Raw genomic sequence first — 22,637 nt, 5'->3', positions numbered from 1 at the left:
CATCCAGGTGATCGGGTGTCAACCGGCTCGCGCCGGAAGTTCAGCGGGCGGTCCAGCCGCCGTCCACGACGACGGTCTGCCCGGTGACGTAGCGCGCGGCGTCGCCCGCGAGCCAGGTGATGGCGCCGACCAGGTCCGCGGCGGTGCCCTCGGTGGGCAGCGGGGTATTGCGGCGCAGGTAGGCGGCGCCGCGCTCGTCGTCGTAGAGGCTGTCGGTGATCTCGGAGCGGAAGAAGCCGGGCGCCACCGTGTTCACCCGGATCGAGTGCTTCGCCCACTGCACCGCCAGCTCGGCGGTGAGCCCGGAGAGCCCCGCCTTGCTCGCCGCGTAGGAGGCCTGCGGAATCCCGGGCACTCCCACCCGGCCGCTGATCGAGGAGACGTTCACGATGGCGCCGCCGCCCGCGTCGCGCATGTGCGGGAAGACGGCCTGTGCCAGCAGGAACGGCGCCACCAGGTTGAGCCCGATGGTGTCGTGCACGGCGTCGAGCGGCTCGTCCTCGGCCCGCGCGGTGGTGAAGCGGTTGCCCGCGGCGTTCACCAGGATCGTCGGCGGGCCGAGGTGCTCGACGACGGTGGGCACGATCTGGGCGACCTGGGCGGGATCGCCGAGGTCGCGCGCGATCGGCAGCCCCCCGGTCCGCCCGGCGAGCTCGTCCAGCCGATCCGCGCGCCGCGCCACCACCGCCACCCGGGCGCCCAGCTCGGCCAGCGTCTCCGCCACCGCGGCACCGAGCCCCGACGAGGCGCCGGTCACGATCGCCACCCGCCCCCGCAGCCCGAACAGCCGCAACACCGGCCCCGCGCTCATCGGGCCGGCTCCGCGTCCGCCGCGGTGACCAGCGCGGTGAGCCCGGTGCGCTCCACCTTGCCCATGGCGTTCACCGGCAGCGCGGGCACCCGCGCCCAGATCTCCGGCACCTTGTACCCGGCCAGCTCGCGGCGGCAGTGCGCCGCCAGCTCGGCGAAGTCGGCGGTGCCCTCGACCACGGCGGCGACCTTCTGGCCGAGCCGCTCGTCCGGCACCGGGCAGACCGCCACCTTGCCGACATCGGGGTGGGTGGCGAGTACCCGCTCCACCTCCAGCGGGTAGATATTCGCCCCGCCGCGGATGATGACCATCTTCTTGCGGTCGAGCACCGCGAGATTGCCCGCGGCGTCGACGGTGCCGATATCGCCGGTGGCGAAGGGCCCCGGCTCCGGCGGCCGGACCGCGCCGTCCGCCCAGTACCCCAGCGTAGGCCGCCAGAGCCCGGCCCACGGCCCGGCGCTCGCGGCGGCGAGCCGGAGTTCGCCGAGCGCGCCGGGCGGGAGCCGGGTGCCTGCGTCGTCGTAGGCGGCGACGTCGAGCTGCGGGGTCACGATGCCGCTGCCGCCCGGGGTCCAGGCGGCACCGGGCGGGTCGATGGCGACCACGGTGGGCGCCTCGCTGAGGCCGTAGGTGGCGCGCGGGACGATGCCGTGCGCCGCGGCGAAGGCTTCGCGCAGGGTGTCGGGGGTGTCGCTGCCGCCGCTCCAGACCTCGCGCAGCGAGCCGAGCCCCGCCGCCGGGCGCCGGGCCAGGTCGTGCAGCTGGGCCGGGGCGCCGTTCCACACCGTCACCGCGTGCCGCTCGATCCACTCCGCCACCCCGGCGACGTCGCGGCGGTCCATGATCACCGCGCAGCCCTGCGCCTGCGCGGTGGTCAGGGTGGAGAGCACCAGCATGTTCAGGATGGTGAGCGGGAAGCTGTCGCCGCGGCGCAGCTCCGGCCCCCAGCCGCGGGTGGCGACGGTGACCGCGCCGGGCAGCAGCAGGTTGCGCTGGCTGTGCACCACGGCCTTCGGGCGGCCGGAGGTGCCGCTGGTGAAGCCGATCCCGGCCGGTGCGTCGACGTCCTGCGCCACCTCCGGCGCCGGTCCGGCCGCGGCCACGAGCTCCGCCCACCGCTCCGGATCGACGGCGGCACGCGATTCTCCGGACCACTGCGGCCCGGCCAGCACCGCGCTCGGCTCCAGCAGGTCGTTCAGGTACTGCTGCTCGGCCGGGGCCAGCGCCTCGCCGATCCCGGCCCAGATCGCGCCGATCCGCTGCGCGCCGTGGAAGGCCGCGACGATCTCCAGATCATTGGGCAGGCAGGCGGCGACCCGGTCGCCCGGCCGGACCCCGAGCGCCCAGAGCGCGCCCGCCGCCCGCGCCGCGCGCTCGTCCAGCTCGGCATAGCTCCAGGTCCCGGCGGCGCCGATGACGGCGGGGGCCGCCGGGCGGGCGGCGAGCGCGGCGTCGAGCACCGCGGCGATCGGGCCGGGGGTGCGGAGTTCGGCGGAGAAACTGTCCACCGCTCTTTGATACCACTATCCTTGCAAGGATTCATCAGATAGCGGCGGAAGAGGACGCGATGGAGCACACAGGTCCGCTCTCCGGGGTGCGGGTCATCGATCTCACGGCGATGGTGATGGGCCCCTACTGCACCCAGATCATGGCCGACATGGGCGCCGACGTGATCAAGGTCGAGCCGCCGCGCGGCGACGACACCCGCTACATCTCGGCCGGGCCGGAGCCCGGCATGGGCGGGGTCTTCGTCAACGTCAACCGGGGTAAACGGAGCGTGGTGCTCGACCTGCGCACCGAGGCGGACGCCGCCGTGCTGCGCGAGCTGGTGGCCGGGGCCGACGTCTTCGTGCACTCCATGCGGGCCGCCGCCATCGAGCGGCTCGGCTTCGGCTACGCCGACGTGGCGGCGCTGAAGCCGGGCATCGTCTACACCAACTGCTACGGCTACGGCCGCGGCGGCCCGGACGCCGATCGCCCCGCCTACGACGACACCGTGCAGGCCGAGTGCGGCATCCCCGCGGTGCAGGAGATGCTCACCGGCACACCGGGGTACATGGGCAGCATCGTCGCGGACAAGGTCGCCGGGCTGACCGCGGTCTACGCCACCACCATGGCGCTGTTCCACCGCGAGCGCACCGGGGAGGGGCAGGAGGTGGAGATCGCCATGTTCGAGACCATGGCGGCGTTCATGCTGGTCGAGCATGCCAATGGGCGCCTCTTCGACCCGCCGCTCGGCGCGGCCGGGTATCCGCGGGCGGTGACGCCGAACCGCCGCCCGTACCGCACGGCCGACGGGTACCTGGCGGCGCTGGTCTACAACGACAAACACTGGGCCGCGTTCGTCGGCGCGGTCCGCCCGGCCTGGGCCGGACCGGAGTTCGCCACGCTCTCCCAGCGCGCGGCGCGCATCGACGAGGTGTACGGGCTGCTCAGCGCGACCTTCGCCGAGCGAACCACCGCGGCGTGGCTGGAGCTGCTGCGCGAACTCCAGATCCCGGCCGCCGCAGTCAACTCGCTGGACGACCTCTTCGACAACGAGCACCTGAACGCCGCCGGCTTCTTCCAGACGGTCGACTCGCCGCACGGACCGCTCCGCTTCCCCGGCCCGCCCGCCTGGTTCTCCCGCACCCCCGGCCGCATCGCGGGCCCCGCCCCCCGGCTCGGCGCCGACACCGAGGCGGTCCTCGCCGACCTCGGCGCTGCGCAGAACGGCCGGGCGGCCCGGTGACCGCGACCGTGGCGCTCGCGGACCTGGATCTGCGCAGCATCCTCCGCCCCGGCGATCACATAGTCGCCGGTCAAGCCTGTGGCGAACCCACCTCCCTGATCGAAACCCTGATCGAGCAGGGCCCGCAGATCCCCGACCTCTCCCTCTTCATCGCCACCAGCTTCTCCGGCCTCCTCACCCCGGCCGCCGCCAAGGCGTTCCGGCCGGCGAGCATGGGCGCCATCGGCGCCCTGCGCGCCCTCGCGAAGGCCAACGTCCTGGACGTGATCCCCTGCCACGTCAGCCGCGTCGGCCCGATGATCGAAGCGGGCGCCATCCCCTGCGACGTCGCCTTCATCCAGGTGGCCCCCGCCGACCCCGACGGCACCCACAGCCTCGGGCTGATCAGCGACCACGTCCGCGCCGCCGTCCGCGCGGCGCGAACCGTGGTGGCCGAGGTCAACGACCGCGTCCCGCGCACTGTGGGCGAGCGCATCGCGAGCACCGAGATCGATTACGCGATCCCGGTCTCCCGGGACCCGGTGCAGGTGCCACCGGCCGCCATCACCGAGCTGGACCAGTCCATCGCGGCACATGTCGCCGGGTTCATCGGCGACGGCTCGGTCCTGCAGGTCGGCGTCGGCGCCGTTCCCGACGCCGTACTCCGCCTCCTCGGCGACCGCCGCGACCTCGGCGTGCACTCCGGCATGCTCGGCGACGGCCTGGTCGACCTGGTCGAAAATGGCGTGATCACCAACGCGCGCAAGCGGATCGACACCGGCGTCTCGATCACCGGCGCCCTGATCGGCACCGACCGCCTCTACCGCTTCGCCGACCGCAACGACCGAATCCGCCTGTGCGACACCGCCTACACCCACGACCCGGCGGTCCTGGCCCGGCTGGACCGCCTGGTCACCATCAACTCCGCGGTCGAGGTCGACCTGACCGGCCAGGTCAATGCCGAGCAGAGCGGTACCGCGTACCTGGGCGGCACCGGCGGCCAGGTCGACTTCGTGCGGGCAGGCGCCCGCTCGCCCGGCGGCCACGCGGTGATCGCGCTGCCCGCCACCGCCAAGGGCGGCACCGTCAGCCGGATCACCGCCGCGCTCTCCGGCCCGGTCACCACCGCGCGCAGCGATGTGGACGTGATCGTCACCGAGTTCGGCGCCGCCGAGCTGGCCGGCCGCACCCTGGCCGAGCGCGCCCGGCGGCTCATCGCCATCGCGCACCCCGACTTTCACGAGGAGCTGGATCGCGCCGCCCGCGAGATCCAGCGGAGAGGTTTCTGATGAGCGACGACGCCGTCCTGTTCGACACCCGCCCGGACGGCATCGCCGTCCTCACCCTGAACCGCCCCGGCACCCGCAACTGCCTCGCAAAGGATGTCCGCGACGGCCTCTTCACCGCCTGGGAGCGCTTCGAGCGCGACCCCGCGCTCCGGGTCGCGATCCTCACCGGCGCGGGCCGGACCTTCTGCGCGGGCGGCGATCTCAAGGAGATGGTGGCGACCGGCATGGGCGTGCCGCCGCGCGACATGTTCCCCGTCCCGTACGACACCATCGAGCTGAGCAAGCCCACCATCGCCGCCGTGAACGGCCCGGCCTTCGCCGGTGGCTGGATGATCGCGCAGGCCTGCGACCTCTGCGTCGCCGCGAGCACCGCCACCTTCGCCGTCACCGAGGTGAAGGTGGGCCGCAGCTCGCCGTGGGCGTCGCCGCTCATCCACATGATCCCGCAGCGCGTCATGATGGAGATCCTGCTCACCGGGAAGCCCATCGACGCCCGCCGCGCCTACGAGATCGGGCTGGTCAACCGGATCGCCGAACCGGAGCACCTGCTGGACACCGCGCTCGACCTGGCCCGCGACATCCTCGCGGGCGCACCGCTCTCGGTGCGCGCCGCCAGGGAGACGGTCATGCTCGCCACCGAGATGGGCCGCTCGGCCGCGCTGCAGGCCGCCAGGCACGCCTCCACCCACTGCTACGAGAGCGCCGACGCCCAGGAGGGCCCGCGCGCCTTCGCCGAGAAGCGCAGGCCGGAGTGGACCGGGCGCTGACTGCCAGGGTGGTTGACCGGGTCCGCGCGCCCGTGCTAAGCATGTGCTCAGCTTTCACGCTGAGCGATCGCTCAATCTCGACCAGGGGAGTACCGCCATGGCCGGAAACGGCAACGAGCCCGCCACCGCGACGGCCGTGGAGGCGACGATCCTGCTCGACGGCCGCACCGAGACGGTGCGGCTCGCCACCGACGACACGGTGCTGGAGGCCGCCCGCAGGGCCGGGCTGAACCCGCCCTTCGCCTGCGAGGCCGGGAACTGCGGCACCTGCATGGCCGTGCTGCGGGCGGGCCGGGTGGAGATGCGGATCAATGACGCGCTGACCGATGAGGACCTCGCCGAGGGGTACGTCCTCACCTGCCAGTCCGAGCCGCGCACCCCCGCCATCACGATCGAGTACGAGTAGGTCACGGCTCGATCAGCACCTTGCCGACGGCACGGCCGTCCGCGACCAGCCGGAGCGCGGCGGCGGTCTCCGCCAGCGGATAGCGCGTCCCGATGTGCGGGCGGACCGTGCCGTCGGCGAGCAGCGCGGCCAGCTCGGCCCGGTGCTGCCGGTAGAGCTCCGGGTCGAGGTCGCCGAACTGGAAGCCGAGCAGGTCGATCCCCTTTAGCAGCACCAGGTGCAGCGGGATGCGGGGGATGACGCCGGAGGCGCGGTCACCCGCTCCCCGGCCGCGAAGCCGCCGCCCCCGACCTCGACCACCCGGCGAACTCGCTGCCGACCACGAACGGCGGCGGCACCCGCACCTGGTAGCGCCCGGCGACCAGCAGCACCCGGATGGCCGGGTCGGTGCTCATCCGCGGTACCCCGTGCTCTCGGCGAGCTCGGCGGCCGACCGCATGAGCTCGGGCACGATCGGCCCGAAGGCCAGCAGCTTCTCGTCGCCGCCGGCGCGCTGGAAGCCCTGCTCCAGCACGATGGCGAGCTTCCACTGCGCCAGCACCAGGTAGTAGTCGAGATCGTCGACCTGCCTGCCGGAGACCGCCGCGTAGTGGGCGGCCACCTCCTCCCGGGAGGGCAGGTGCCGCATGTCGACGTAGGCGAAGGCGCCCGGCTCCGGGTCGGCGGTGTTCACCGGCCAGCCCTGCAGCATCCACGCCAGGTCCAATTTCGGGTCGCCGACGGTGCCCATCTCCCAGTCCACGATGGCGGCCAGCCGGGCCGGGCGCCGTGCCGGTACATGACATTCGCGAACTGGTAGTCACCGTGCATGATGCCGGGCACGAAATCCAGCGGCCGGTGTGCCTTCAGCCAGGTGGTGGCGGTGTCCATGCCGTCCAGCTCGCGTCGCCTGATCCGCTCGAAGAAGCCGGTCCAGCGCTCGACCTGGCGGTCGTGGAAGCCGTCCGGGCGGCCCAGATCGCCGAGGCCGCGGCCCCGCCAGTCCACCCGGGAGAGCAGCGCGATGCCCTTGGCGAGTTCCAGCGCCAGCCCGCGGCGGGCCGCTGCGCCGCGATGATGCGCCACTCGCGCAGGATGCCTTTGTCCCTGTCGGGGGGTGCCGCCGCGGGCGGAATGCGAAGCGCGGCACGGAAATCACCGCGCGCCACCTCGTAGATCTCGTTCTGGGTGCCGCCGGAGAGCAGCCGGGTGCGGAGCGGGGCACCGGCGCCCGGGAGGCCCGCCCCATCCATCCAGGCGGCCAGCCGCGGGGTGTGCAGGTCGGTCATCGCACCTCCGAGTCCACTTGAGAATAAGCCTCTCATGATTCAGAATGCAATTCTCAGAGAGGTGGTGACGCGGTGGACGACCCGGGTGCGGTGGCGCGCCGGATCGCGCAGCGGGCGCTGGCCCGGCGCGGTGCCGACTACGCCGACGAGGTGCGCCGCCTGCTCGACGCCGCCCTCGTGGTGATGGCCGCCGCCGGCACCACCGGCAAACCGCGGGTGGCCGATATCGTGGCCGCCGCCGGGCTCTCCAACGAGGCCTTCTACCGGCACTTCCCCTCCAAGGACGCGCTGGTGGCGGCGCTGCTCGAGGACGGGGCCGAGCGCCTCGCGGGCTACGCCGCGCACCGCATGGCGGGGGAGCGCGACCCGCGCGCCCGGGTCCGGCGCTGGGTGGCGGCGGTGCTCGCCCAGGCCGAGGCGGAGTCGGCCGCCGCCACCCTCGCCGTGCTCTGGAACGCCGCGGGGCCCGGTATCGCGCTCGAGCCCGGCCCCGGCGTCGTCGGCGAGGCGCTGGCCGCCCTGCTCCACGCCGACCTGGCCGAATTGGGCAGCGCCACCCCCGGGCTCGACGCCGCCCTCATCGCGCACGCCACCATCGGCACCCTCACCGACCTGCTCCGCCGCCGCGAACTCCCCGACGCCACCCTCGCCGACCGCATCACCGACTTCGCCCTGCGCGCGCTGACGCCGCCCGCCTGAGCGTTCAGGCGATGCGGCCCGTGTGAGCGCTCCGCCCGCCCGGGTGCGTAACGCCGTCGGGGGCCGGACGCCCGATCCGGTGCGACGGATCAGCGCCCCGGCCTCCCCGGTTCTTCGCGCTGAGCGCTCATCCCGCCGGGTGCGTCACCAGCGTGAGCGCGGCGGCGCGCAGCTCGGGACAGGGCTCGCGCGCGTAGAGCTCGGTGAGCGCGATCTCCGCCACCATCGCCACGAGCAGATGCGCCACGGCCCCCGGGTTCGGCCAGCCGATCGCGCTCAGATCGGGTTCGATGGCCGCGGTGCACCGTCGTGCTCCCCTATACCGGCCCGGTCGGCTGATCCCGGAGGTACCGCGGCGGAACGTGGTTCGCCCACCCCTCGCCGGGCCAGTTGAACCAGCCCGCCGAGGCGTGCGTGCCGCCGTCCGGGTGCAGGGTGGTGCCGGTGATGTACGCCGAGAGCCGGGAGGCGAGGAACACCACGCAGTGCGAGACGTCGGTGACGACGCCCGCCCGGCCCATGGGGATCGCCACCCGGACGCCGTCGGGGTCGTCCAGCGCGCCGTCCTCGCCCCCGATCCGGCGCAGGTTCGGGGTCGGGATGTAGTCGGGGGCCACGTTGTTCACCCGGATCCCGTCCGGCGCCACCTCCACCGCCAGCGTCCGGGCGAAGTGCTCGACCGCCGCCTTGGCCGCCGCGTACACCGCGAAACCCGGTGCCGCGCGGTGCGCCTCGACGGTGGAGATGGTGACGATGCTGCCCCCGCGCCCGCCGGCCCGCATGCGCGGCACGGCGAGCGCGCAGGCGTGCAGGACGTGCGTGAGGTTGGTGCGCAGCAGCGCGTCCCAGCCGCCGGGGGTGGTGTCGGTGAAGGCGGCGCGGAAGGTGCCGCCGACCACGTTCACCAGGGTGTCCAGCCGGCCCCAGCGCTCGTCGACCGCGGCGAAGAGCGCGGCGAGCTCGGCCGGGTCGCGGGCGTCGCCGACCCGGACCAGCACGTCGCCGGGGAGCGCGGCGGCCGCCTCGGGGTCGCGGTCCAGCACCGCGACCCCGGCTCCGTTCGCCAGCAGATCCGCCACGATGGCCTGGCCCAGCCCGCCCGCACCGCCGGTGACGATCGCGACCGTGCCCGCCAGCCCGGCCCGCTCCTCGAACCAGCTCATGTCAGGTAGGTCCCGCCGAAGGCAGCCAGGAAGTCGAAGGTGGCCGCGGCGGTGGGGGTCCGGTTGGAGATGACCAGCCAGTCCACTCCCGCCGCGGCCAGCTCGGCGAAGGCGGTGCGGTGCCGCTCCGGCTCGATCGCCGGGTCGGCGGCATCGTGGTAGGAGTACACCAGGTCGATGTGCTCGGTGCGCCCGGCCGCCGCGGCCCGCTCCCGGATCTCGCCGATCTTGCGGGCCAGCTCCGGGATGGTGCCCAGCTCCGCGGTCCGCGCCGTGGTGCTGAGCTCCGCGCCGCCGGTCATGGGGATCCACCCCTGCGCCTTGGCCGCCACCCGCCTGCGGCTGAGCGCAGAGTTGCCGCCCACCCAGATCGGGATCGGCCGCTGCACCGGGCGCGGCCGCGCGATCACCTCCCTGGCGTCGAAGTGCGTGCCGGTGTAGCTGAACGGCTCGCCGCTCCAGTGCAGGGGCAGCACGTCGAGCGCCTCGTCGAAGAGCGTGTTCCGCTCCGCGAAATCGACGCCCAGTGCATGGAATTCGCCCTTGAGGTACCCGGTGCCGAGCCCGAGGGTGAGCCGCCCGCCCGAGAGCAGATCCAGGGTGGCGGCCGCCTTGGCGAGCAGCATGGGGTTGCGGTACGGCGCCACCGACAGGTAGGTGAGCAGCCGCAGCCGGGTGGTCGCGGCCGCCGCGAAGGAGAGCGCGACGAACGGGTCGAGCGTCTGGTGCCCGCCCGCGGCCAGCCAGCGCGCGCCGGGCGCCGGGTGCTCGCTGATCGAGAAGCCGTCGAAGCCGTGGTGCTCGGCCGCCGCGGCCACCTCGGCGAGCGGCCCGGCGTCCAGCAGATCACCCTGGTCGCCGGCGAGTTCGGGGTAGTGGAAGAGGAAGCGCACGGGTCAGCTCCGTCCGCGCTTGACCTGGTTGAACGGCACGTCCCGGTCCGCCGCGTACTCGCGCGGCATGCCGAGCACCCGCTCGCTGATCACCGTGCGCGCCATCTCGGTGCTGCCGCCCGCCAGGCTCCAGGCCGCGCGGAAGAGGTAGTCCAGCCCGACGGTCTCGGTGTCGGCCTGCGCGCCGGGGGCGTGCGTCGCGCCGTCCGGCCCGGCGATCCGCAGCGCGGTATCCGTTTGCAGCCAGGCGTTCTCGGCGGAGAAGAGGCGGGTGATCGAGCCCGCGGCGGGGGGCAGCGCGCCGCTGGTGATGGCCTGGGTGATGTGGTCGATGAGCTGGTCGCGCACCACGGTCATGGCGCGCGCGGCGCCGATGTCCTCGCGCACCCTGGTGTCGCCGAGCTGCCCGGTCGCCCGCGCGAGCCGCAGCAGGGTGTCGGCCTCGCCGCCGAGGTGCGGCTTGGCCCCGCTGGTGAAGGGCGAGGTGCCGCCGAGCGCGCCGCGCTCGTGGAAGAGCAGCCGGGAGGCCGCCGCCCAGCCCGCGTCGACCTCGCCGAGCACCGCGTCGGCGGGCAGCACCACATCGTCGAAGAACTCCTGGCAGAACTCCGTCGACCCGGTGACCTGCTTGATCCGCTGCACCGTGACGCCATCGGCGTGCACCGGGACAAGGAACATGGTGAGGCCGCGGTGCTTCGGCACCTCCCAGTTGGTGCGGGCCAGGCAGAGCCCGTAGTCCGCGGCGTAGGCGCCGGAGCTCCAGATCTTGGAGCCGTTCAGGATCCAGTTCTCGCCGTCGCGCTCGGCGCGGGTGGTGAGCCCGGCCAGGTCGGAGCCGCCCTGCGGCTCGGAGAGGAATTGGACGAGCAGCTCGTCGCCGCGCAGCACCGCGGGCAGGTGCGCGCGCTTCTGCTCCTCGGTGCCGAGGTCGAGCAGGCTGGCCGCGCAGATGGCCAGCGTCGGCACGTTGAGCAGCAGCGGCATCTCGTAGGGCAGCGACTCCGCGTCGAAGGCGCGCTGGTGCGCCGGGGTCAGACCGCGGCCGCCGTACTCCACGGGGAAGCAGATTCCGGCGAAGCCGCCGTCGTACAGGATGCGCTGCACCTGCCTGGCGCGGTCCCACGCCTCCTCGGAGTCGGACTTCATCTCGGTGCCGGAGGAGGGCGGCAGGTTCTCGCGCAGCCACTCGCGGGCGCGGGCGCGGAAGTCCTCGACGGACTCGGTTTCGGTGCTCATGCGGGCGGGCCTTTCGGTCAGGCGGCGGATTCGAGCAGGTCGGTGAGGTGCCTGCGGTGCTCCTCCGGCGTGCCGTAGAGCGCGCGCCCCAGGGTGATCCGGCGCAGGTAGAGGTGCAGGTCGTGCTCCCAGGTGACGCCGATGCCGCCGTGCAGCTGCACGCAGTCCTGCGCGATCACCGGGGTCCGGTCTGCCACATACGACTTCGCGATGCTGACGTTCTCGGTGGTGGCGGGGGAGCCCGCGTCCCAGGCCGCGGCGGCGGCGAAGGCGGTGGCGCGGCACGCCTCCAGCCAGGTCTTGTTGTCCGCCATGCGGTGCTTGAGCGCCTGGTAGGAGGCGAGGGGGCGGCCGAAGGTGTAGCGGTCGAAGAGCCAGCCCAGGGTGGCGGTGAGCGCCTGGTCGGCGGCGCCGACCGACTCCGCCGCGGTGAGCAGAGCGGCGGTATTCGCCTGTGCTCGTACAGCTTTCGTGGCGGCATCGCCGGTGTGCACGAGTGTTCCGCCGGCGTTCTCGAAGGTGACGACGGCGGTGCGGCGGGTGAGGTCGAGGGTCCAGGCCGGGGTGACCGTGACGCCGGGGTCGTCGGCGCGCACCAGCAGTTGCACCGGGCCGTCGCCGTCGGTCGCGGTGACCAGGAAGACGTCGGCCTGGTCGGCCGCCTCCACCCGGTCCTTGACCCCGGTGACCCGGTAGCCGTCGCCCGCCCCGACCGCGGTGGTAGCCGGGATCCACCCGTCGCTCGATCGGGTCGTGGCACTGCCTGGCGCCCGGACCCCGGGTGCCGCGGTGTCGCCGGGCGCCCGCTCGCCGGGTGCCCCCGCGGTGCCGCGCACCCGGCCACCGAGCGCGTCGAAGCCGCGGCCCGGCTCGTACACCGCCCAGGTGGCGACGGTCTCGCCGGAGAGAATCGCGGCCACCGTCTCGGCCGCGCCGTCGGCGGTCGCCAGCCCGGCGAGCACCGCGCTGGTGGTGACGAACGGCCCCGGTGCCGCCGCGCGGCCCAGCTCCGCGGCGACCAGGGCCAGTTCGGTCATCGGCTGCCCCGAGACCGAGCCGCCGCCCAGCTCCTCCGGCACCAGCATGGCGGTCCAGCCGAGCTCGGCGCCGCGACGCCACCAGCCCCGGTCGAAACCGGTGCCGGACTCCGCCAGCGCGCGGACGGTGCCGATCGGCACCGTCCCGGCCAGGAAGTCGCGGGTGGTCGCCTGGAAAAACCGCCGGTCCGCGGTGGAATCATCGGTCATGGATCCGGTCCTTCGGTTGACGCGCAGCTGCCGCTGTGGAAATCTCATACTCACATGTGAGAGGCTTATTCTCAATCACGGAAGTAGACCGGCAAAGTCCGCCGCGCAGCGGTGTCCGCCGGAGTGTCGAAGGGACCCGTCGCGTGGCGAACAATTTCCAGGATCTGGATTTCTTCCTCGGCCAGGAGCTGGTCGCCGATCCGTACCCGTACTTCGACGAGCTGCGCGCCCAGTGCCCGGTGACGCGCGAGAAGCACCACGACGTCATGATGGTGACCGGGTACGACGAGGCGCTCGAGGTCTACAACGACGGCGCCCGCTTCTCCTCCTGCATCGCCGTGACCGGCCCCTTCCCCGGCTTCCCTGTAAAGATCGAGGAGGGCGACGACGTCGACGCGCTGATCGCCGAGCACCGCGACAGCCTCCCCATGAGCGACCAGCTGCCCACCCTCGACCCGCCCACGCACACCGACCACCGCGCGCTCCTCATGCGGCTGATCACGCCGAAGCGGCTCAAGGAGAACGAGGAGGCGATGTGGTCCATCGCCGACCGGATGCTGGACAACTATCTGGCCACCGGCGGCGACTGCATGCGCGAGTTCGCCGGCCCCTTCACCCTGTACGTGATCGCGGACCTGCTCGGGGTGCCGAAGGACGACCAAGAGGAGTTCCTGCACGCGCTGCAGCGCGACCCGCACCGGCAGAGCGGCACCGTCGGCAGCAACTCCGGCGACGACCTCTCGCACAGCCCGCTCGAGTTCCTGTACAGCAAGTTCTCCGGCTACATCGAGGACCGCAGGGAGAACCCGCGCAACGACGTGCTCACCAGCATGGCCACCGCCACCTTCCCGGACGGTTCGCAGCCCGAGGTGCTCGACGTGTGCCGGGTGGCGGCCAACCTCTTCTCGGCCGGCCAGGAGACCACCGTCCGGCTGCTGAGCTCGGCCCTGAAGCTCATCGCCGAGCGCCCGGACATCCAGCAATACCTGCGCGAGGACCCCAGCCGCATCCAGAACTTCATCGAGGAATCGCTGCGGATGGAGAGCCCGGTCAAGGGCGACTTCCGGCTGGCCAAGCAGACCGGGACCGTCGGCGAGACCGAGGTCCCCGTCGGCACCGTCCTCATGGTCGTGAACGGCGCCGCCAACCGCGACCCGCGCCGCTTCGAGGACCCCACCACCTTCGACCCGGCCCGCTCCAACGCCCGCCAGCACCTCGCCTTCGGCCGCGGCGCCCACACCTGCCCCGGCGCCCCCCTCGCCCGCGCCGAGGCCCGCGTCGCCATCGAGCGGCTGCTGGCCCGCACCACCGACGTGCGGATCGACGAGTCGGTGCACGGCCCCGCCGATGCCCGCAAGTACCACTACCTGCCCACCTTCATCCTGCGCGGGCTCACCTCGCTGCACCTGGAACTCGACGTGGCGGAGGGTGATCGGTGAAGGTCACCGTCGACGACGATCGGTGCCGGGGGCACGGGGCCTGTCTCGGGCTGTGCCCCGAGGTCTTCACGTTGACCGATGACGGGTATGCGGAGGCTGTTGCCGGGGAGGTGCCGGTGGAGTTCGAGTCGGTTGTTCTCGAGGCGGTGTCGGCCTGTCCGGAGCGGGCTATCACGGTGGAGTAGGTCAGTCGTTGGTGGTCGGATGCTCACGGTGGTGGCCGATCTGCGACAGGGCGCACCGGCGCCGACCGAGTACGAGCTGCGATGGTGACCAGTTTCCACCTGTAGGGCGGGGGCTTTCGCCGTCGTACCTTCCAGTCCGTTCCTGCGGCCCTACGCCGGGCTTCGGCCAGCCGCTTGTCGAATGAGGCGCTCACCTGACTCCTCGATGCTCTCGCGTCCGCTTCGTGGCGGGTGAGGTGTGCTGAGGTCGGCGGGGGATCAGCCCGGTGGGAACCAGCAGGGCGCACGCCAGGGGTAGGGCGGTGTAGCCGGTGCCGAAATGTGCCAGGTCCGGGGCAATGACCGTGTCGGCCCTGGCCCGGGCCGCGGCGGCAATGATGTAAGTGATGGGCATGTAGGTGTCGTGATCGATCGTCACTACTCCGTCAGCTGGATCGCTTCCGCTCGGGCGAGAGCATGGATCACCCTGTGATGGGCGGATATGTCGCCGGGCAGGCCGAGATGAACGAGCCCTATCGCTCTTCCGTGCACCTGTTTCACCTCGCATTGCGTCCGGTGTATCCCGCTCATTGCGCGCCTCCCTGCTCGTCCGGTACCCCTGGTGGAACCCGCTGCCGAGGACTCCGGTCGTCGACCCGGCAGCCGGTTCTGCCACTGAGCGTCGCGCTTGCCGTACCCGGAAAACAGCGCAAAACTGTAGGCAAACGACGGTCTGTCGGTTCTGCAGGGGGAGCAGTCACGAACACGCATTTCCGGACGATGAGACTGGCGCGAGGTCTGACGCAAGCAGAACTCGCGGCGCGGGTGCGCGCCGAGATCGAGCGGTCGACCGGCAAGCCGTCGCCGGTCGACGCGCAAGCCATCAGCCGGATCGAATGCGGTGAGATAAGTTGGCCGAGGCGCAGCACCCGGGAAGCCCTTGTGGCAGTGTTGGGCGTGGAATCGGAGTCGGCACTCGGACTGTTCGCCAAACGAACTCGACGTGAATCCGAAAGAGGTGACACCACGAAACGCAGGAGTTTCCTCGCCCTCACCAGCCTCGCGGTATCCGAGCTCGGTGACAGCGCTCCTGGACGTGTGGGAGTCGCCGATGTGATGGCATTGCGCAGCAGGTTTGCGCGGTTGGTGGAGCTGGACAGCTATTTGGGTGGAGCCGACACATTTCACCTGTATTTCTCCGAATTGGCCCGGAACGAGCAGATTCTGGCCCACTCGAACCTGACTTCGAACGTCCGCCGAGAATTGACGACGATATTGGCCGCTGAGCAAGCCCAGCAATCCGGTTGGGCGGCGTTCGATGCCGGGCACTCCGATCTGGCTGTCCGATTCTTCGACTACGGCCTCAAAGCCGCCGAAGAAGCGAACAGTATGGATCTCGTCGCGAACTCTCTCCTGCATATGTCTTACGTGTCCGGAACGGCTGAATCCATGCGATCCGCCGAATCGGCATGCACAGCAATAGGTCCGGAAGCAACTGGCAGGAGGATGGCGCTTCTCGACTCGCGCCGGGCGTGGTCCTATGCGGTGGGCGGCAACCGAGAACAAGCGGTGCGCGCGCTCGATGCCGCCCGCCACGCGGTCGACAGCGAGGACGATGCAGCCCCGGCCTGGTGTAGCTGGGTCGACCACGCCGAATTAGACATCATGACCGGTCGGGTGTGGTCGGTGCTGGGAAGGCCGGACGCCGCCATCGAACCACTCACGAAAGCGCTGGAGAACTACCCGGATTCCTGGTCGCGGGACAAGTCGCTGTATCTGACGTGGCTGGCCGATGCTCACCTCGACGCTGGTGACATCGACAGGGCGATCGTTGCCGGTGAGCAGGCACTGGCGCTCGCCACCCGCGCCGCATCGGTGCGACCCCTGGCAAGAGTGCGGGAGGTGGCGAATCGTTGCGCGGCGACGAGCAGCACGTTCGGCGTCGACCTCGCGCGACGTGCACAGGAGACCCGGCTCGTTACGGCGAGTCCGTAGTAACGCGATCCACCCATGCGGCGTAGCTGTCGACACACCACTCGACCCGGGCGGCGGTGACCTCCGGGCTTTCCCACTGATGCAATACGCTCACCCGAGCTGCCAAACGGTCACGTACACGATCTGAAGTACGGAAGGTGACGCGCCACTCCAGCCCTTCGCCGAGCTCATTCAGATGCCAGAACACCGATGTGGATGGACCTGCGATCTCGGCGCTCGCCGCCAGCTTCTCGGCAACCAGCGCGCGGGCGAGGGATTTCGCCTCCGCTTCCGTCGGCGTCGTAGTGGTGACCGACCATACTCGCACCGTTGTCATGTGATGACAGTATCTCTCGCCAACCCACACCCCCGGAGCGGTTGCCGATGGCGCTCGGCTCCGAACGTCGTGGTCAGGGTCGGGCGACACCGGAATCGATGGGGTCGGCGAGGAGGCCGAGGTCGGCGCCGAGGGTTCCGGCCAGTGCACGGGCTACCGAGACGTCCTTGCGGAGGAATTCGCCCACGGAGGAGCGGAATTCGGCTACCGAGCCCTTCGCGGCGATCCCCGCCAGGGCGCGGGAGTTGCCGCTGGCGTGGGGGAGGGCGGAGAGCAGTGCCTCCTCGGGCACGCCGAGTTCGCCGCCGAACCGCACGGCGTCGGCGACCAGGCCGATCTGTGCGGCGAACAGGGCGTTGTTCACCAGCTTCACTCGCTGCCCGGAGCCGAGCGGGCCGACGTGCAGGATCGGTGACGCATAGGCGCTCAACACTTCTCGCGCGACGGCGATATCGGCGTCGGCGCCGCCGAGGAAGACCGTGAGGGAACCGCGGGCGATATCATGCGGGCCGCCGCTCACGGGAGCGTCTACGACCCGGATGCCGCGGGCGGCAAGGGCGGCGACGGTCTCCGGGCTGCCGGTGGTGTGCACGATCACCGTTGCGCTGCTGAAGGATTCGGCTGCGCCGATTTCGCGCACCTGATCGTCGGTGAAGACGCAGAGCACGACGGCATCGGCACCGGCGATCGCCTCAGCTGCGGTACCGACCGGCACCGCGCCGGTCTCCGCCACCGCGGCCCGCGCGTCAGCCGAACGCCCGAGGGCACGCACCTCGTGCCCACCGGCTACGAGCCGGGCGACCATGGGCAACCCCATCCGCCCGGCCCCGATGAACCCGACCCGCATAGCTCAGCGCTGCCGATCCATGAGCGCCAATGTCGCATCGGCGGCCCCGAGCTCGATCCCGGTGGTGACCCCCGCCTTCGCGGCCAGGTCGGCAACCAGCCCGACATCCTTGCGCAGCAGATCACCCGCGTGCGCCGCCAGCCGATCGAGCGAACCACCGGACGCGACCACCCGCCCGAGCGCGAAACTGTTGGCGGTGCCGTGCGTGATCACCTCCCCGAGCCGGGAAGGGTCGATGCCGAGGTCGGCGCCGAGCCGGAGCGCGCCCTGCGCGGTGGCCAGGTTGGCGGTGAAGAGCAGGTTGTTGAGGAGCTTGGCGGACTGCCCGGAGCCGAGATCGCCCAGGTGCACGATCGGATCGGCGTAGGTCTCGAAGACCGGCCGTGCCCGTTCGACCGCCTCCTCCGGCCCGCCGACCATGACCAGCAGCCGGCCCGCCTCCACCGCGGGCGCGCCGCCGGAGACGGGGGCGTCGATCACCGTGATGTCCTTCGGCGCGGCCAGTTCGGCGATTTCCCGGCAGGTCTCGGGGTGCACGGTGGCGTGGATGGCGAGGATCGAGCCGGGGGCCATCCCGGCCAGGACGCCGTTCTGCCCGGCGGCCACCTCGCGCACGTCGGCGTCGCCGACCACGCAGAGGCAGACGAGGTCGCTGGCCTCGGCGAGGGCGGCGGGGGAGTCGGCGGTGCGGGCGGCGGTGTCCGCGTACGGCTCCAGCGACGCGGCGCGGCGCGCCCACAGCGTGGTGGGGAAGCCACCGAGGACGATCCGGCGCGCCATGGGCCCGCCCTGGCTGCCGAGTCCGATGAATCCGACGCGCATCAGTGCGCCTCCTCCGTGGAAGTGGTGGGACGGTAGAAGACCGCGAGCAGCCCGAGCGTGGCGACGACGCCGAGCCCGAGCGCGATCCCGCCCCCGGCCCAGCCGGTGATCTCGATATCCAGCGCGTGATCGAGCGAGATCCGCCCCGGCCCGAGCAGCCCGAGCGCGACCACGGTGGCGGCGAGCACGAGCACGTACTCGTACCCCTCCTTGAAGACGAAGAAGCCGTTCGGGCGGTGCGCGAGCAGCCCGGCCACCAGGGTCACGCCGACCACGGCGGCGGCGGCGAACGGGGTGAGCAGCCCGAGGATCAGCAGCGCGCCCGCGCCGATCTCGGTGACCACGCTGAACCACGCCTGCAGCACGCCGTTGCGCAGCCCGAGGCTCTCGAACCAGCGGCCGGTCCCGGCGATCTTGCCGCCGCCGATCCAGTGGTTCACGCCGTGCGCGATCATGGTGCCGCCTACGACGACGCGCAGCAGCAGCAGCGCGATATCGGTCTCGACCATTGCCTTCACCTTCCCGACGGCGCGGTGCCGCCGTCGAATTGCGGCGTGGGACCGGTGAATTCACCGGTCACGGCCGCCACCACGCACTCCTCCAGGAAGGCGAGCACGCCCAGGTGGTAGGCGGCGGCCGTGTGGCCCACGCTGATGTTGTGCCCGCTGTTGGGCTGCCGGTTGAGTACCACGCGGGGGGCCGCGCCGAACAGCGCGCCCACCTCGGCCAGCGCGTCGGGGTCGCCGCGCCAGACCCGCTCGTACTCGGCGGCGGTGAATCGCACCGGCACCCGCACGTGCGCCGCCAGCGCCGGGAAATCCCGGCCTGACCAGCTCTTCAGCGCCGTCGCCTCCATGCGCGGGCCGGGTGCGCCGATGGTGGCGCCGCCGAGGATGTCGGGCGGGTAGATCCGGGTCGGCGTCCAGAGCAGCTCGCCGACGCCCGGCGTCTGCTCGTCCCGCAGCCTGGCCTCGAAGACGCGGGCGAAGTCGGGGTGCGGGTGGCGGCCGGTGCCGGAGAGCTCCAGCCCGAGCAGGTCGGCGGCGCGCGGGTCGACCGCCATGCGCACGGCCTGCTCGCATCCGGCGGAGTGCGCGAGCAGGAAGGTGCCCGCGCCGCGCGGCCGGTCGCCGAGGAAGGCGTCGACGGCGCCGAACATGAGGTCCAGCCTGCGCTCGGGCTGCACGAGGTCGTCGGCGAAGGGCGCGGAGGCGCCGTAGCCGGGGCGGTCCGGCGCGACCACGGTGTAGCCGAGGCGGTGCGCGATCCGGAAGAGCGAGAGCTCCGGGTGGCCGGGGCAGTCGAAGTAGCGGCCGCTGGTGGCGCCGCCGTGCAGCGCGACGAGCACCGCACGCGGGGAGTCGGCGATGGCGCGCAGCCCGGAGACGGGGATGCCGTCCACCTCGGCGAGCACCGGTTCGGGGCCGGTGTGCAGGTCGGTGATGGTCACGACGCGGTCCGCAGCAGGATGGCGCCGCCGGGGGTGAGCCCGCCGCTGGAGACCACCGCGACCTTGGCGTCCGGCACCTGCCGCTCGCCGCCGTCGCCACGCAGCTGGGTGATGGCCTCGTGCAGCAGCCCCATGCCGTGCGTGCGGCCGTGCGAGAGCTGGCCGCCGTGCGTGTTCAGCGGGAGGATCCCGTCGCGGGCGATGTTCTTGCCGCCCTGCAGGAAGTCGCCGGCCTCGCCGATGCCGCAGAAGCCGAGCGCCTCGATCCAGGAGAGGCAGTTGAAGGTGAAGCCGTCGTAGAGCTCGGCCACATCCACGTCGGCGGGGCGCAGGTCGGTGCGGGTCCAGAGGTGCGCGGCCGGGCCGAGCACCTGCGGCTCGTGGGTGAGCGTGCTCTGGTCCCACTCGATCCGCTCGACGATCTGGGTGCCGACCGCCTCCACCAGGACGGGAGTGATCGGCAGGTCGTGCGCGGCCTCGACCGCGGAGACGATCACCGCCACGGCGCCGTCGCACGGCACGTCGCAGTCGTAGAGCCCGAACGGGGTGGTGACCGGGCGCGCGTTCAGGTAGTCGTCCATGGTCATGGGGTCGCGGTAGACCGCGCTCGGGTTCAGCTCGGCATTGGCGCGCTGGTTCAGCGCGATCCAGCCCAGCGTCTCCTTCGAGGTGCCGTAGTCGTGGAAGTGCCGCTGCGCCTTCTGCGCGAGGGTGTGCGCGGCAGAAGTTGCGCCGAACGGCATGTGCCAGCTGAGGGTGCGACCGCCGGACGGGGTGATCCGGCCCGCCTTCATGAGCTCGGCGAAGGTGGCCTCCCAGACCGTGCGGAAGCAGAGCACGTGCCTGGCCATGCCGGTCGCCACCGCGGTCATGGCGGCGATCACCGAGCCGCCGGGGCCGAAGGTCTCGATGCCGCCGTTGTGCCAGGTGGGGCGGATGCCGAGCGCGGCCTCCAGCGCGGTCACGCCGCCCTCGCCGAAGCCGCCGAGGTTGCCGCCGCCGGGGTAGGTGGCGAGGCCGTCGATATCGTCCAGGGTGAGCCCGGCGTCGGCCACCGCGCGCTCGCACGCCTCCACGGTGAGCTCCAGCGCGGGCACCATCAGCCTGCGGCCGATCCGGGACATGCCGATGCCGGTCAGCGCGACCCGGTCCTCGAACTTGGCGGTGCCGAGCATGGGCCGCACGTGCTCGGCGAAGCGCTCCGGCGGGATCTCGTCCACCGGCAGCGCGGCGGGCTCGCCCTGCGCGGCGGCGGGGCGGAAGAGCGGGAGCCAGACATCGGCGTCCGGCTGGAAGGTGACCTCGAGCCGCATGCCGAGGAACAGGTCGTCCGGCTCGGCGCCGACGATATTGGTGGTCAGCCGGACCCGCGGGTCGTCGGCGAGCGCGACCGTGGCGATCACGTACGGCGGGGTGAGCCCGGGCACCGCGAAGCGCTGGTTCACCGTCCAGCTCGCGAGCACCGCCCTGCCCGAGGTCTCGCGGACCCCGAGGTCGTGGCCGCGGCAGTAGCGGCAGATGGGCTGCGGCGGGTGCAGCAGCGCGGCGCAGGAGCGGCACTCCTGGATGCGGAGCACGCCGTCCGCGCCGGACTTCCAGAAGAACTCGGTATCCAGCCCCAGCAGCGGCAACGGCCGCCCCGAAGCAGGCGTCTCCGCCGATGGGCTCTCCGCCACGGCGCCTCCTCAACTCGTGAACTGCCGAAGCGCGGGCCGCGCACAGCAGCTGTGCGCGGCCCGCGATCGGTCCGGAATTCAGATCTCCGCGGCGCCGCGATGCACCGTGACCGGCTCGGCGAGCCGCTGCTCGTCGACGACCTTCTGCAACTTCTCCAGCGTCTCCGCCAGCCCGGGGCCGAGCCGGGGGCCGGGGGTGAAGGTGGCGGGCAGGTGCCGCATCCCCTGGATCACCGCGATGGTGTCGTAGTGCACGGTCTCCTCCGGGACGGCCCGGTAGTCCGGCATCCGGTCGAGCACCGCCACCAGCATCCGCTTGAAGACGGTGCGCGCCACGTTGGAGCCGATGCAGCGGTGGATGCCGAGCCCGAAGCTGTAGTGCCGGTTGCCCTTCCGGTCCAGCACCACCTTCTCCGGCTCCTCGAAGACGGCCGGGTCGCGGTTGGCCATGGCCCAGGAGAGCCAGAGCCGCTCACCCTCCTTGAAGGAGGCGCCCGCCGCCTCGAAGTCCTCGGCGACGGTGCGGCCGTCGCCGGGGGCGGGGGTGTAGTAGCGCAGGAACTCCTCGGTGGCGGAGTCCAGCAGGTGCTCGCGCTCCCGGCTCAGCTCCGCCCGCTGCTCCGGGTTCTCCGAGAGCCACTCCAGCGCGTGCGCGGTGAGCGCGGTGGTGGTGTCGAAGCCGCCGCCGATGAGCAGGCTGAGCATGCCGAGGATCTCCATGTCCGGCAGCGGCTCGCCGTTCACCTCGGCGCCGGCGACCGCCTGGATCAGCCCGGGGCGCGGGCTCTGCCGGATCTGGGCCAGGTTGGTGAGCAGGTCGATGCCCATGGTGCGGTGCATCTCCGCGATCCGCGGGTAGTCCGGGGAGTCCGGCGGGGTGTAGACGGCGGCGTGCACCGGCTCGTTGTAGATGGTCCACTTGGCCAGCGGGATGCCGAGCATGCCGAGGGTGAGCACGGCGGGCACCACATTGGCCAGGTCGTCCACGAAATCGATGCGGCCGCTCTCGATGTGCTCGTCGATGGCGGCGCGCACCACCTCGTCCACGAACGGGATCCAGCGCTTCACCGCGGCGGGGGAGAGGTACGGGTTGAGCGCGGAGCGCAGCTCGCGGTGCTCCGGCTCGTCCATCTCCAGGATGCCGCCGCGAATGCCGCGGGCGCGCGGGGCTGGCGGAATGGAGATGCCCCGGTACCCCTTGCGCACGCCGTGCGGATCGTGGTCGTTCGACACGTGCGGGCAGCGCGCGAGCTCGAAGACCTCGCGGTTGCCCGCGGCCACCCAGTGGCCGTCGTAGGTGTCGGTCCAGGCGAGCGGGCACTCGCCCTGCATCTCCTCGGTGATGTCCTGGAACTTCTCCCGGTACTCGGGTGCGAACCGGTCGAAGTGGAAGCGGGGCTGCCGGTGGCTCGTGTTCTCGCCGGTGGTCATGGGCGGCC

The 22,637-nt window shown here is 72.2% G+C and carries 23 protein-coding genes and 1 pseudogene; 8 read left to right on the top strand and 16 right to left on the bottom strand.

Annotated features, from left to right (window positions below):
• Positions 1-40: 40 nt before the first annotated feature.
• Both AB0H71_RS19945 and AB0H71_RS19940 read right to left on the bottom strand, forming a co-directional pair.
• Positions 41-811 (bottom strand): SDR family oxidoreductase, encoded by a 771-nt coding sequence (locus AB0H71_RS19945; RefSeq protein ID WP_357022705.1) that lies wholly within the window; start codon positions 809-811, stop codon positions 41-43.
• Positions 808-2,319, bottom strand: coding sequence for a class I adenylate-forming enzyme family protein (locus AB0H71_RS19940; RefSeq protein ID WP_357022702.1), 1,512 nt, complete (start codon positions 2,317-2,319; stop codon positions 808-810). The genes AB0H71_RS19945 and AB0H71_RS19940 overlap by 4 nt, the downstream gene beginning before the upstream one ends.
• Before the next feature lie 59 nt (positions 2,320-2,378).
• Between AB0H71_RS19940 and AB0H71_RS19935 the strand changes: the two genes are divergently transcribed.
• The 4 genes from AB0H71_RS19935 to AB0H71_RS19920 all read left to right on the top strand — a co-directional run bounded on the left by AB0H71_RS19935 (position 2,379) and on the right by AB0H71_RS19920 (position 5,983).
• On the top strand, positions 2,379-3,542 hold the full coding sequence (locus tag AB0H71_RS19935) for a CoA transferase (protein ID WP_357022699.1): 1,164 nt from the start codon (positions 2,379-2,381) through the stop codon (positions 3,540-3,542).
• Positions 3,539-4,810: an acetyl-CoA hydrolase/transferase C-terminal domain-containing protein gene (locus AB0H71_RS19930; protein ID WP_357022696.1), complete on the top strand. Its 1,272-nt coding sequence runs from the start codon at positions 3,539-3,541 to the stop codon at positions 4,808-4,810. Before AB0H71_RS19935 ends, AB0H71_RS19930 begins: the two co-directional genes overlap by 4 nt.
• Positions 4,810-5,577: an enoyl-CoA hydratase-related protein gene (locus tag AB0H71_RS19925; protein ID WP_357022693.1), complete on the top strand. Its 768-nt coding sequence runs from the start codon at positions 4,810-4,812 to the stop codon at positions 5,575-5,577. Before AB0H71_RS19930 ends, AB0H71_RS19925 begins: the two co-directional genes overlap by 1 nt.
• 97 nt (positions 5,578-5,674) lie before the next feature.
• Complete coding sequence (locus AB0H71_RS19920) at positions 5,675-5,983, top strand: 2Fe-2S iron-sulfur cluster-binding protein (protein ID WP_357022690.1); 309 nt, start codon at positions 5,675-5,677, stop codon at positions 5,981-5,983.
• Between the two features lies 1 nt (position 5,984).
• On the opposite strand, the gene AB0H71_RS19915 is transcribed toward AB0H71_RS19920, so the two are convergent.
• From AB0H71_RS19915 to AB0H71_RS19905, 3 genes and pseudogenes are all read right to left on the bottom strand, one after another.
• On the bottom strand, positions 5,985-6,197 hold the full coding sequence (locus tag AB0H71_RS19915; protein ID WP_357022687.1) for a zinc-binding dehydrogenase: 213 nt from the start codon (positions 6,195-6,197) through the stop codon (positions 5,985-5,987).
• Between the two features lie 40 nt (positions 6,198-6,237).
• Positions 6,238-6,378, bottom strand: coding sequence for a hypothetical protein (locus AB0H71_RS19910; RefSeq protein WP_357022684.1), 141 nt, complete (start codon positions 6,376-6,378; stop codon positions 6,238-6,240).
• A pseudogene (locus AB0H71_RS19905) lies at positions 6,375-7,251 on the bottom strand (phosphotransferase family protein). Before AB0H71_RS19905 ends, AB0H71_RS19910 begins: the two are co-directional and overlap by 4 nt.
• Before the next feature lie 72 nt (positions 7,252-7,323).
• Between AB0H71_RS19905 and AB0H71_RS19900 the strand changes: the two are divergent.
• Positions 7,324-7,950, top strand: a complete 627-nt coding sequence (locus AB0H71_RS19900) for a helix-turn-helix domain-containing protein (RefSeq protein ID WP_357022681.1) — start codon at positions 7,324-7,326, stop codon at positions 7,948-7,950.
• Between the two features lie 317 nt (positions 7,951-8,267).
• Here AB0H71_RS19900 and AB0H71_RS19895 read toward each other — a convergent pair whose 3' ends face one another.
• Genes AB0H71_RS19895 through AB0H71_RS19880 form a run of 4 tightly spaced genes read right to left on the bottom strand, consistent with a single transcriptional unit; the run spans position 8,268 to position 12,489 of the window.
• On the bottom strand, positions 8,268-9,113 hold the full coding sequence (locus AB0H71_RS19895; protein WP_357022678.1) for an SDR family oxidoreductase: 846 nt from the start codon (positions 9,111-9,113) through the stop codon (positions 8,268-8,270).
• Positions 9,110-10,006 (bottom strand): LLM class F420-dependent oxidoreductase, encoded by an 897-nt coding sequence (locus AB0H71_RS19890; RefSeq protein WP_357022675.1) that lies wholly within the window; start codon positions 10,004-10,006, stop codon positions 9,110-9,112. The genes AB0H71_RS19895 and AB0H71_RS19890 overlap by 4 nt, the downstream gene beginning before the upstream one ends.
• Positions 10,007-10,009: 3 nt before the next feature.
• Positions 10,010-11,242 carry an acyl-CoA dehydrogenase family protein gene (locus AB0H71_RS19885; RefSeq protein WP_357022672.1) on the bottom strand — a complete coding sequence of 411 codons (1,233 nt, stop codon included), beginning with the start codon at positions 11,240-11,242 and terminating at the stop codon, positions 10,010-10,012.
• A gap of 17 nt (positions 11,243-11,259) precedes the next feature.
• Positions 11,260-12,489 (bottom strand): acyl-CoA dehydrogenase family protein, encoded by a 1,230-nt coding sequence (locus AB0H71_RS19880; protein WP_357022669.1) that lies wholly within the window; start codon positions 12,487-12,489, stop codon positions 11,260-11,262.
• A 143-nt stretch (positions 12,490-12,632) separates the two neighbouring features.
• Between AB0H71_RS19880 and AB0H71_RS19875 the strand changes: the two genes are divergently transcribed.
• The 3 genes from AB0H71_RS19875 (at position 12,633) to AB0H71_RS19865 (ending at position 16,087) form a co-directional block, all read left to right on the top strand.
• A complete protein-coding gene (locus AB0H71_RS19875) occupies positions 12,633-13,928 on the top strand; it encodes a cytochrome P450 (protein WP_357022666.1) in 1,296 nt (431 codons plus the stop codon).
• Positions 13,925-14,113 carry a ferredoxin gene (locus tag AB0H71_RS19870; RefSeq protein WP_357022663.1) on the top strand — a complete coding sequence of 63 codons (189 nt, stop codon included), beginning with the start codon at positions 13,925-13,927 and terminating at the stop codon, positions 14,111-14,113. Before AB0H71_RS19875 ends, AB0H71_RS19870 begins: the two co-directional genes overlap by 4 nt.
• A gap of 759 nt (positions 14,114-14,872) precedes the next feature.
• Positions 14,873-16,087, top strand: a complete 1,215-nt coding sequence (locus AB0H71_RS19865) for a helix-turn-helix transcriptional regulator (protein WP_357022661.1) — start codon at positions 14,873-14,875, stop codon at positions 16,085-16,087.
• Here the strand turns inward: AB0H71_RS19865 and cutA are convergent.
• The 7 genes from cutA to AB0H71_RS19830 all read right to left on the bottom strand — a co-directional run bounded on the left by cutA (position 16,071) and on the right by AB0H71_RS19830 (position 22,629).
• Positions 16,071-16,403 (bottom strand): divalent cation tolerance protein CutA, encoded by a 333-nt coding sequence (cutA, locus tag AB0H71_RS19860; RefSeq protein ID WP_357022658.1) that lies wholly within the window; start codon positions 16,401-16,403, stop codon positions 16,071-16,073. The two genes, AB0H71_RS19865 and cutA, sit on opposite strands and share 17 nt — an antisense overlap.
• 73 nt (positions 16,404-16,476) lie before the next feature.
• The gene (locus tag AB0H71_RS19855; protein WP_357022655.1) at positions 16,477-17,250 is read right to left on the bottom strand and encodes an NAD(P)-dependent oxidoreductase; all 774 of its coding nucleotides are present in this window, start codon (positions 17,248-17,250) and stop codon (positions 16,477-16,479) included.
• Between the two features lie 3 nt (positions 17,251-17,253).
• Positions 17,254-18,072: an NAD(P)-dependent oxidoreductase gene (locus tag AB0H71_RS19850; protein WP_357022652.1), complete on the bottom strand. Its 819-nt coding sequence runs from the start codon at positions 18,070-18,072 to the stop codon at positions 17,254-17,256.
• On the bottom strand, positions 18,072-18,581 hold the full coding sequence (locus tag AB0H71_RS19845; protein ID WP_357022649.1) for a DoxX family protein: 510 nt from the start codon (positions 18,579-18,581) through the stop codon (positions 18,072-18,074). The genes AB0H71_RS19850 and AB0H71_RS19845 overlap by 1 nt, the downstream gene beginning before the upstream one ends.
• Positions 18,582-18,586: 5 nt before the next feature.
• Entirely contained in the window at positions 18,587-19,522 is a 936-nt protein-coding gene (locus AB0H71_RS19840) for an alpha/beta fold hydrolase (RefSeq protein ID WP_357022646.1), read from the bottom strand.
• Positions 19,519-21,198, bottom strand: a complete 1,680-nt coding sequence (locus AB0H71_RS19835; protein WP_357022642.1) for an OB-fold domain-containing protein — start codon at positions 21,196-21,198, stop codon at positions 19,519-19,521. Before AB0H71_RS19835 ends, AB0H71_RS19840 begins: the two co-directional genes overlap by 4 nt.
• 78 nt (positions 21,199-21,276) lie before the next feature.
• The gene (locus AB0H71_RS19830; protein WP_357022639.1) at positions 21,277-22,629 is read right to left on the bottom strand and encodes a cytochrome P450; all 1,353 of its coding nucleotides are present in this window, start codon (positions 22,627-22,629) and stop codon (positions 21,277-21,279) included.
• Positions 22,630-22,637 lie beyond the last annotated feature (8 nt).

It is taken from the genome of Nocardia sp. NPDC050697 (assembly GCF_040654395.1).
GTDB lineage: Bacteria > Actinomycetota > Actinomycetes > Mycobacteriales > Mycobacteriaceae > Nocardia.
This window is presented reverse-complemented; position numbering and strand designations above follow the sequence as displayed.

Coding starts and splice junctions, on each gene's coding strand:
- AB0H71_RS19945 (WP_357022705.1), bottom strand. CDS start 811: ATGAGCGCGGGGCCGGTGTTGCGGCTGTTCGGGCTGCGGGGGCGGGTG.
- AB0H71_RS19935 (WP_357022699.1), top strand. CDS start 2,379: ATGGAGCACACAGGTCCGCTCTCCGGGGTGCGGGTCATCGATCTCACG.
- AB0H71_RS19925 (WP_357022693.1), top strand. CDS start 4,810: ATGAGCGACGACGCCGTCCTGTTCGACACCCGCCCGGACGGCATCGCC.
- AB0H71_RS19920 (WP_357022690.1), top strand. CDS start 5,675: ATGGCCGGAAACGGCAACGAGCCCGCCACCGCGACGGCCGTGGAGGCG.
- AB0H71_RS19910 (WP_357022684.1), bottom strand. CDS start 6,378: ATGAGCACCGACCCGGCCATCCGGGTGCTGCTGGTCGCCGGGCGCTAC.
- AB0H71_RS19895 (WP_357022678.1), bottom strand. CDS start 9,113: ATGAGCTGGTTCGAGGAGCGGGCCGGGCTGGCGGGCACGGTCGCGATC.
- AB0H71_RS19885 (WP_357022672.1), bottom strand. CDS start 11,242: ATGAGCACCGAAACCGAGTCCGTCGAGGACTTCCGCGCCCGCGCCCGC.
- AB0H71_RS19880 (WP_357022669.1), bottom strand. CDS start 12,489: ATGACCGATGATTCCACCGCGGACCGGCGGTTTTTCCAGGCGACCACC.
- AB0H71_RS19865 (WP_357022661.1), top strand. CDS start 14,873: ATGAGACTGGCGCGAGGTCTGACGCAAGCAGAACTCGCGGCGCGGGTG.
- cutA (WP_357022658.1), bottom strand. CDS start 16,403: ATGACAACGGTGCGAGTATGGTCGGTCACCACTACGACGCCGACGGAA.
- AB0H71_RS19855 (WP_357022655.1), bottom strand. CDS start 17,250: ATGCGGGTCGGGTTCATCGGGGCCGGGCGGATGGGGTTGCCCATGGTC.
- AB0H71_RS19850 (WP_357022652.1), bottom strand. CDS start 18,072: ATGCGCGTCGGATTCATCGGACTCGGCAGCCAGGGCGGGCCCATGGCG.
- AB0H71_RS19845 (WP_357022649.1), bottom strand. CDS start 18,581: ATGGTCGAGACCGATATCGCGCTGCTGCTGCTGCGCGTCGTCGTAGGC.
- AB0H71_RS19830 (WP_357022639.1), bottom strand. CDS start 22,629: ATGACCACCGGCGAGAACACGAGCCACCGGCAGCCCCGCTTCCACTTC.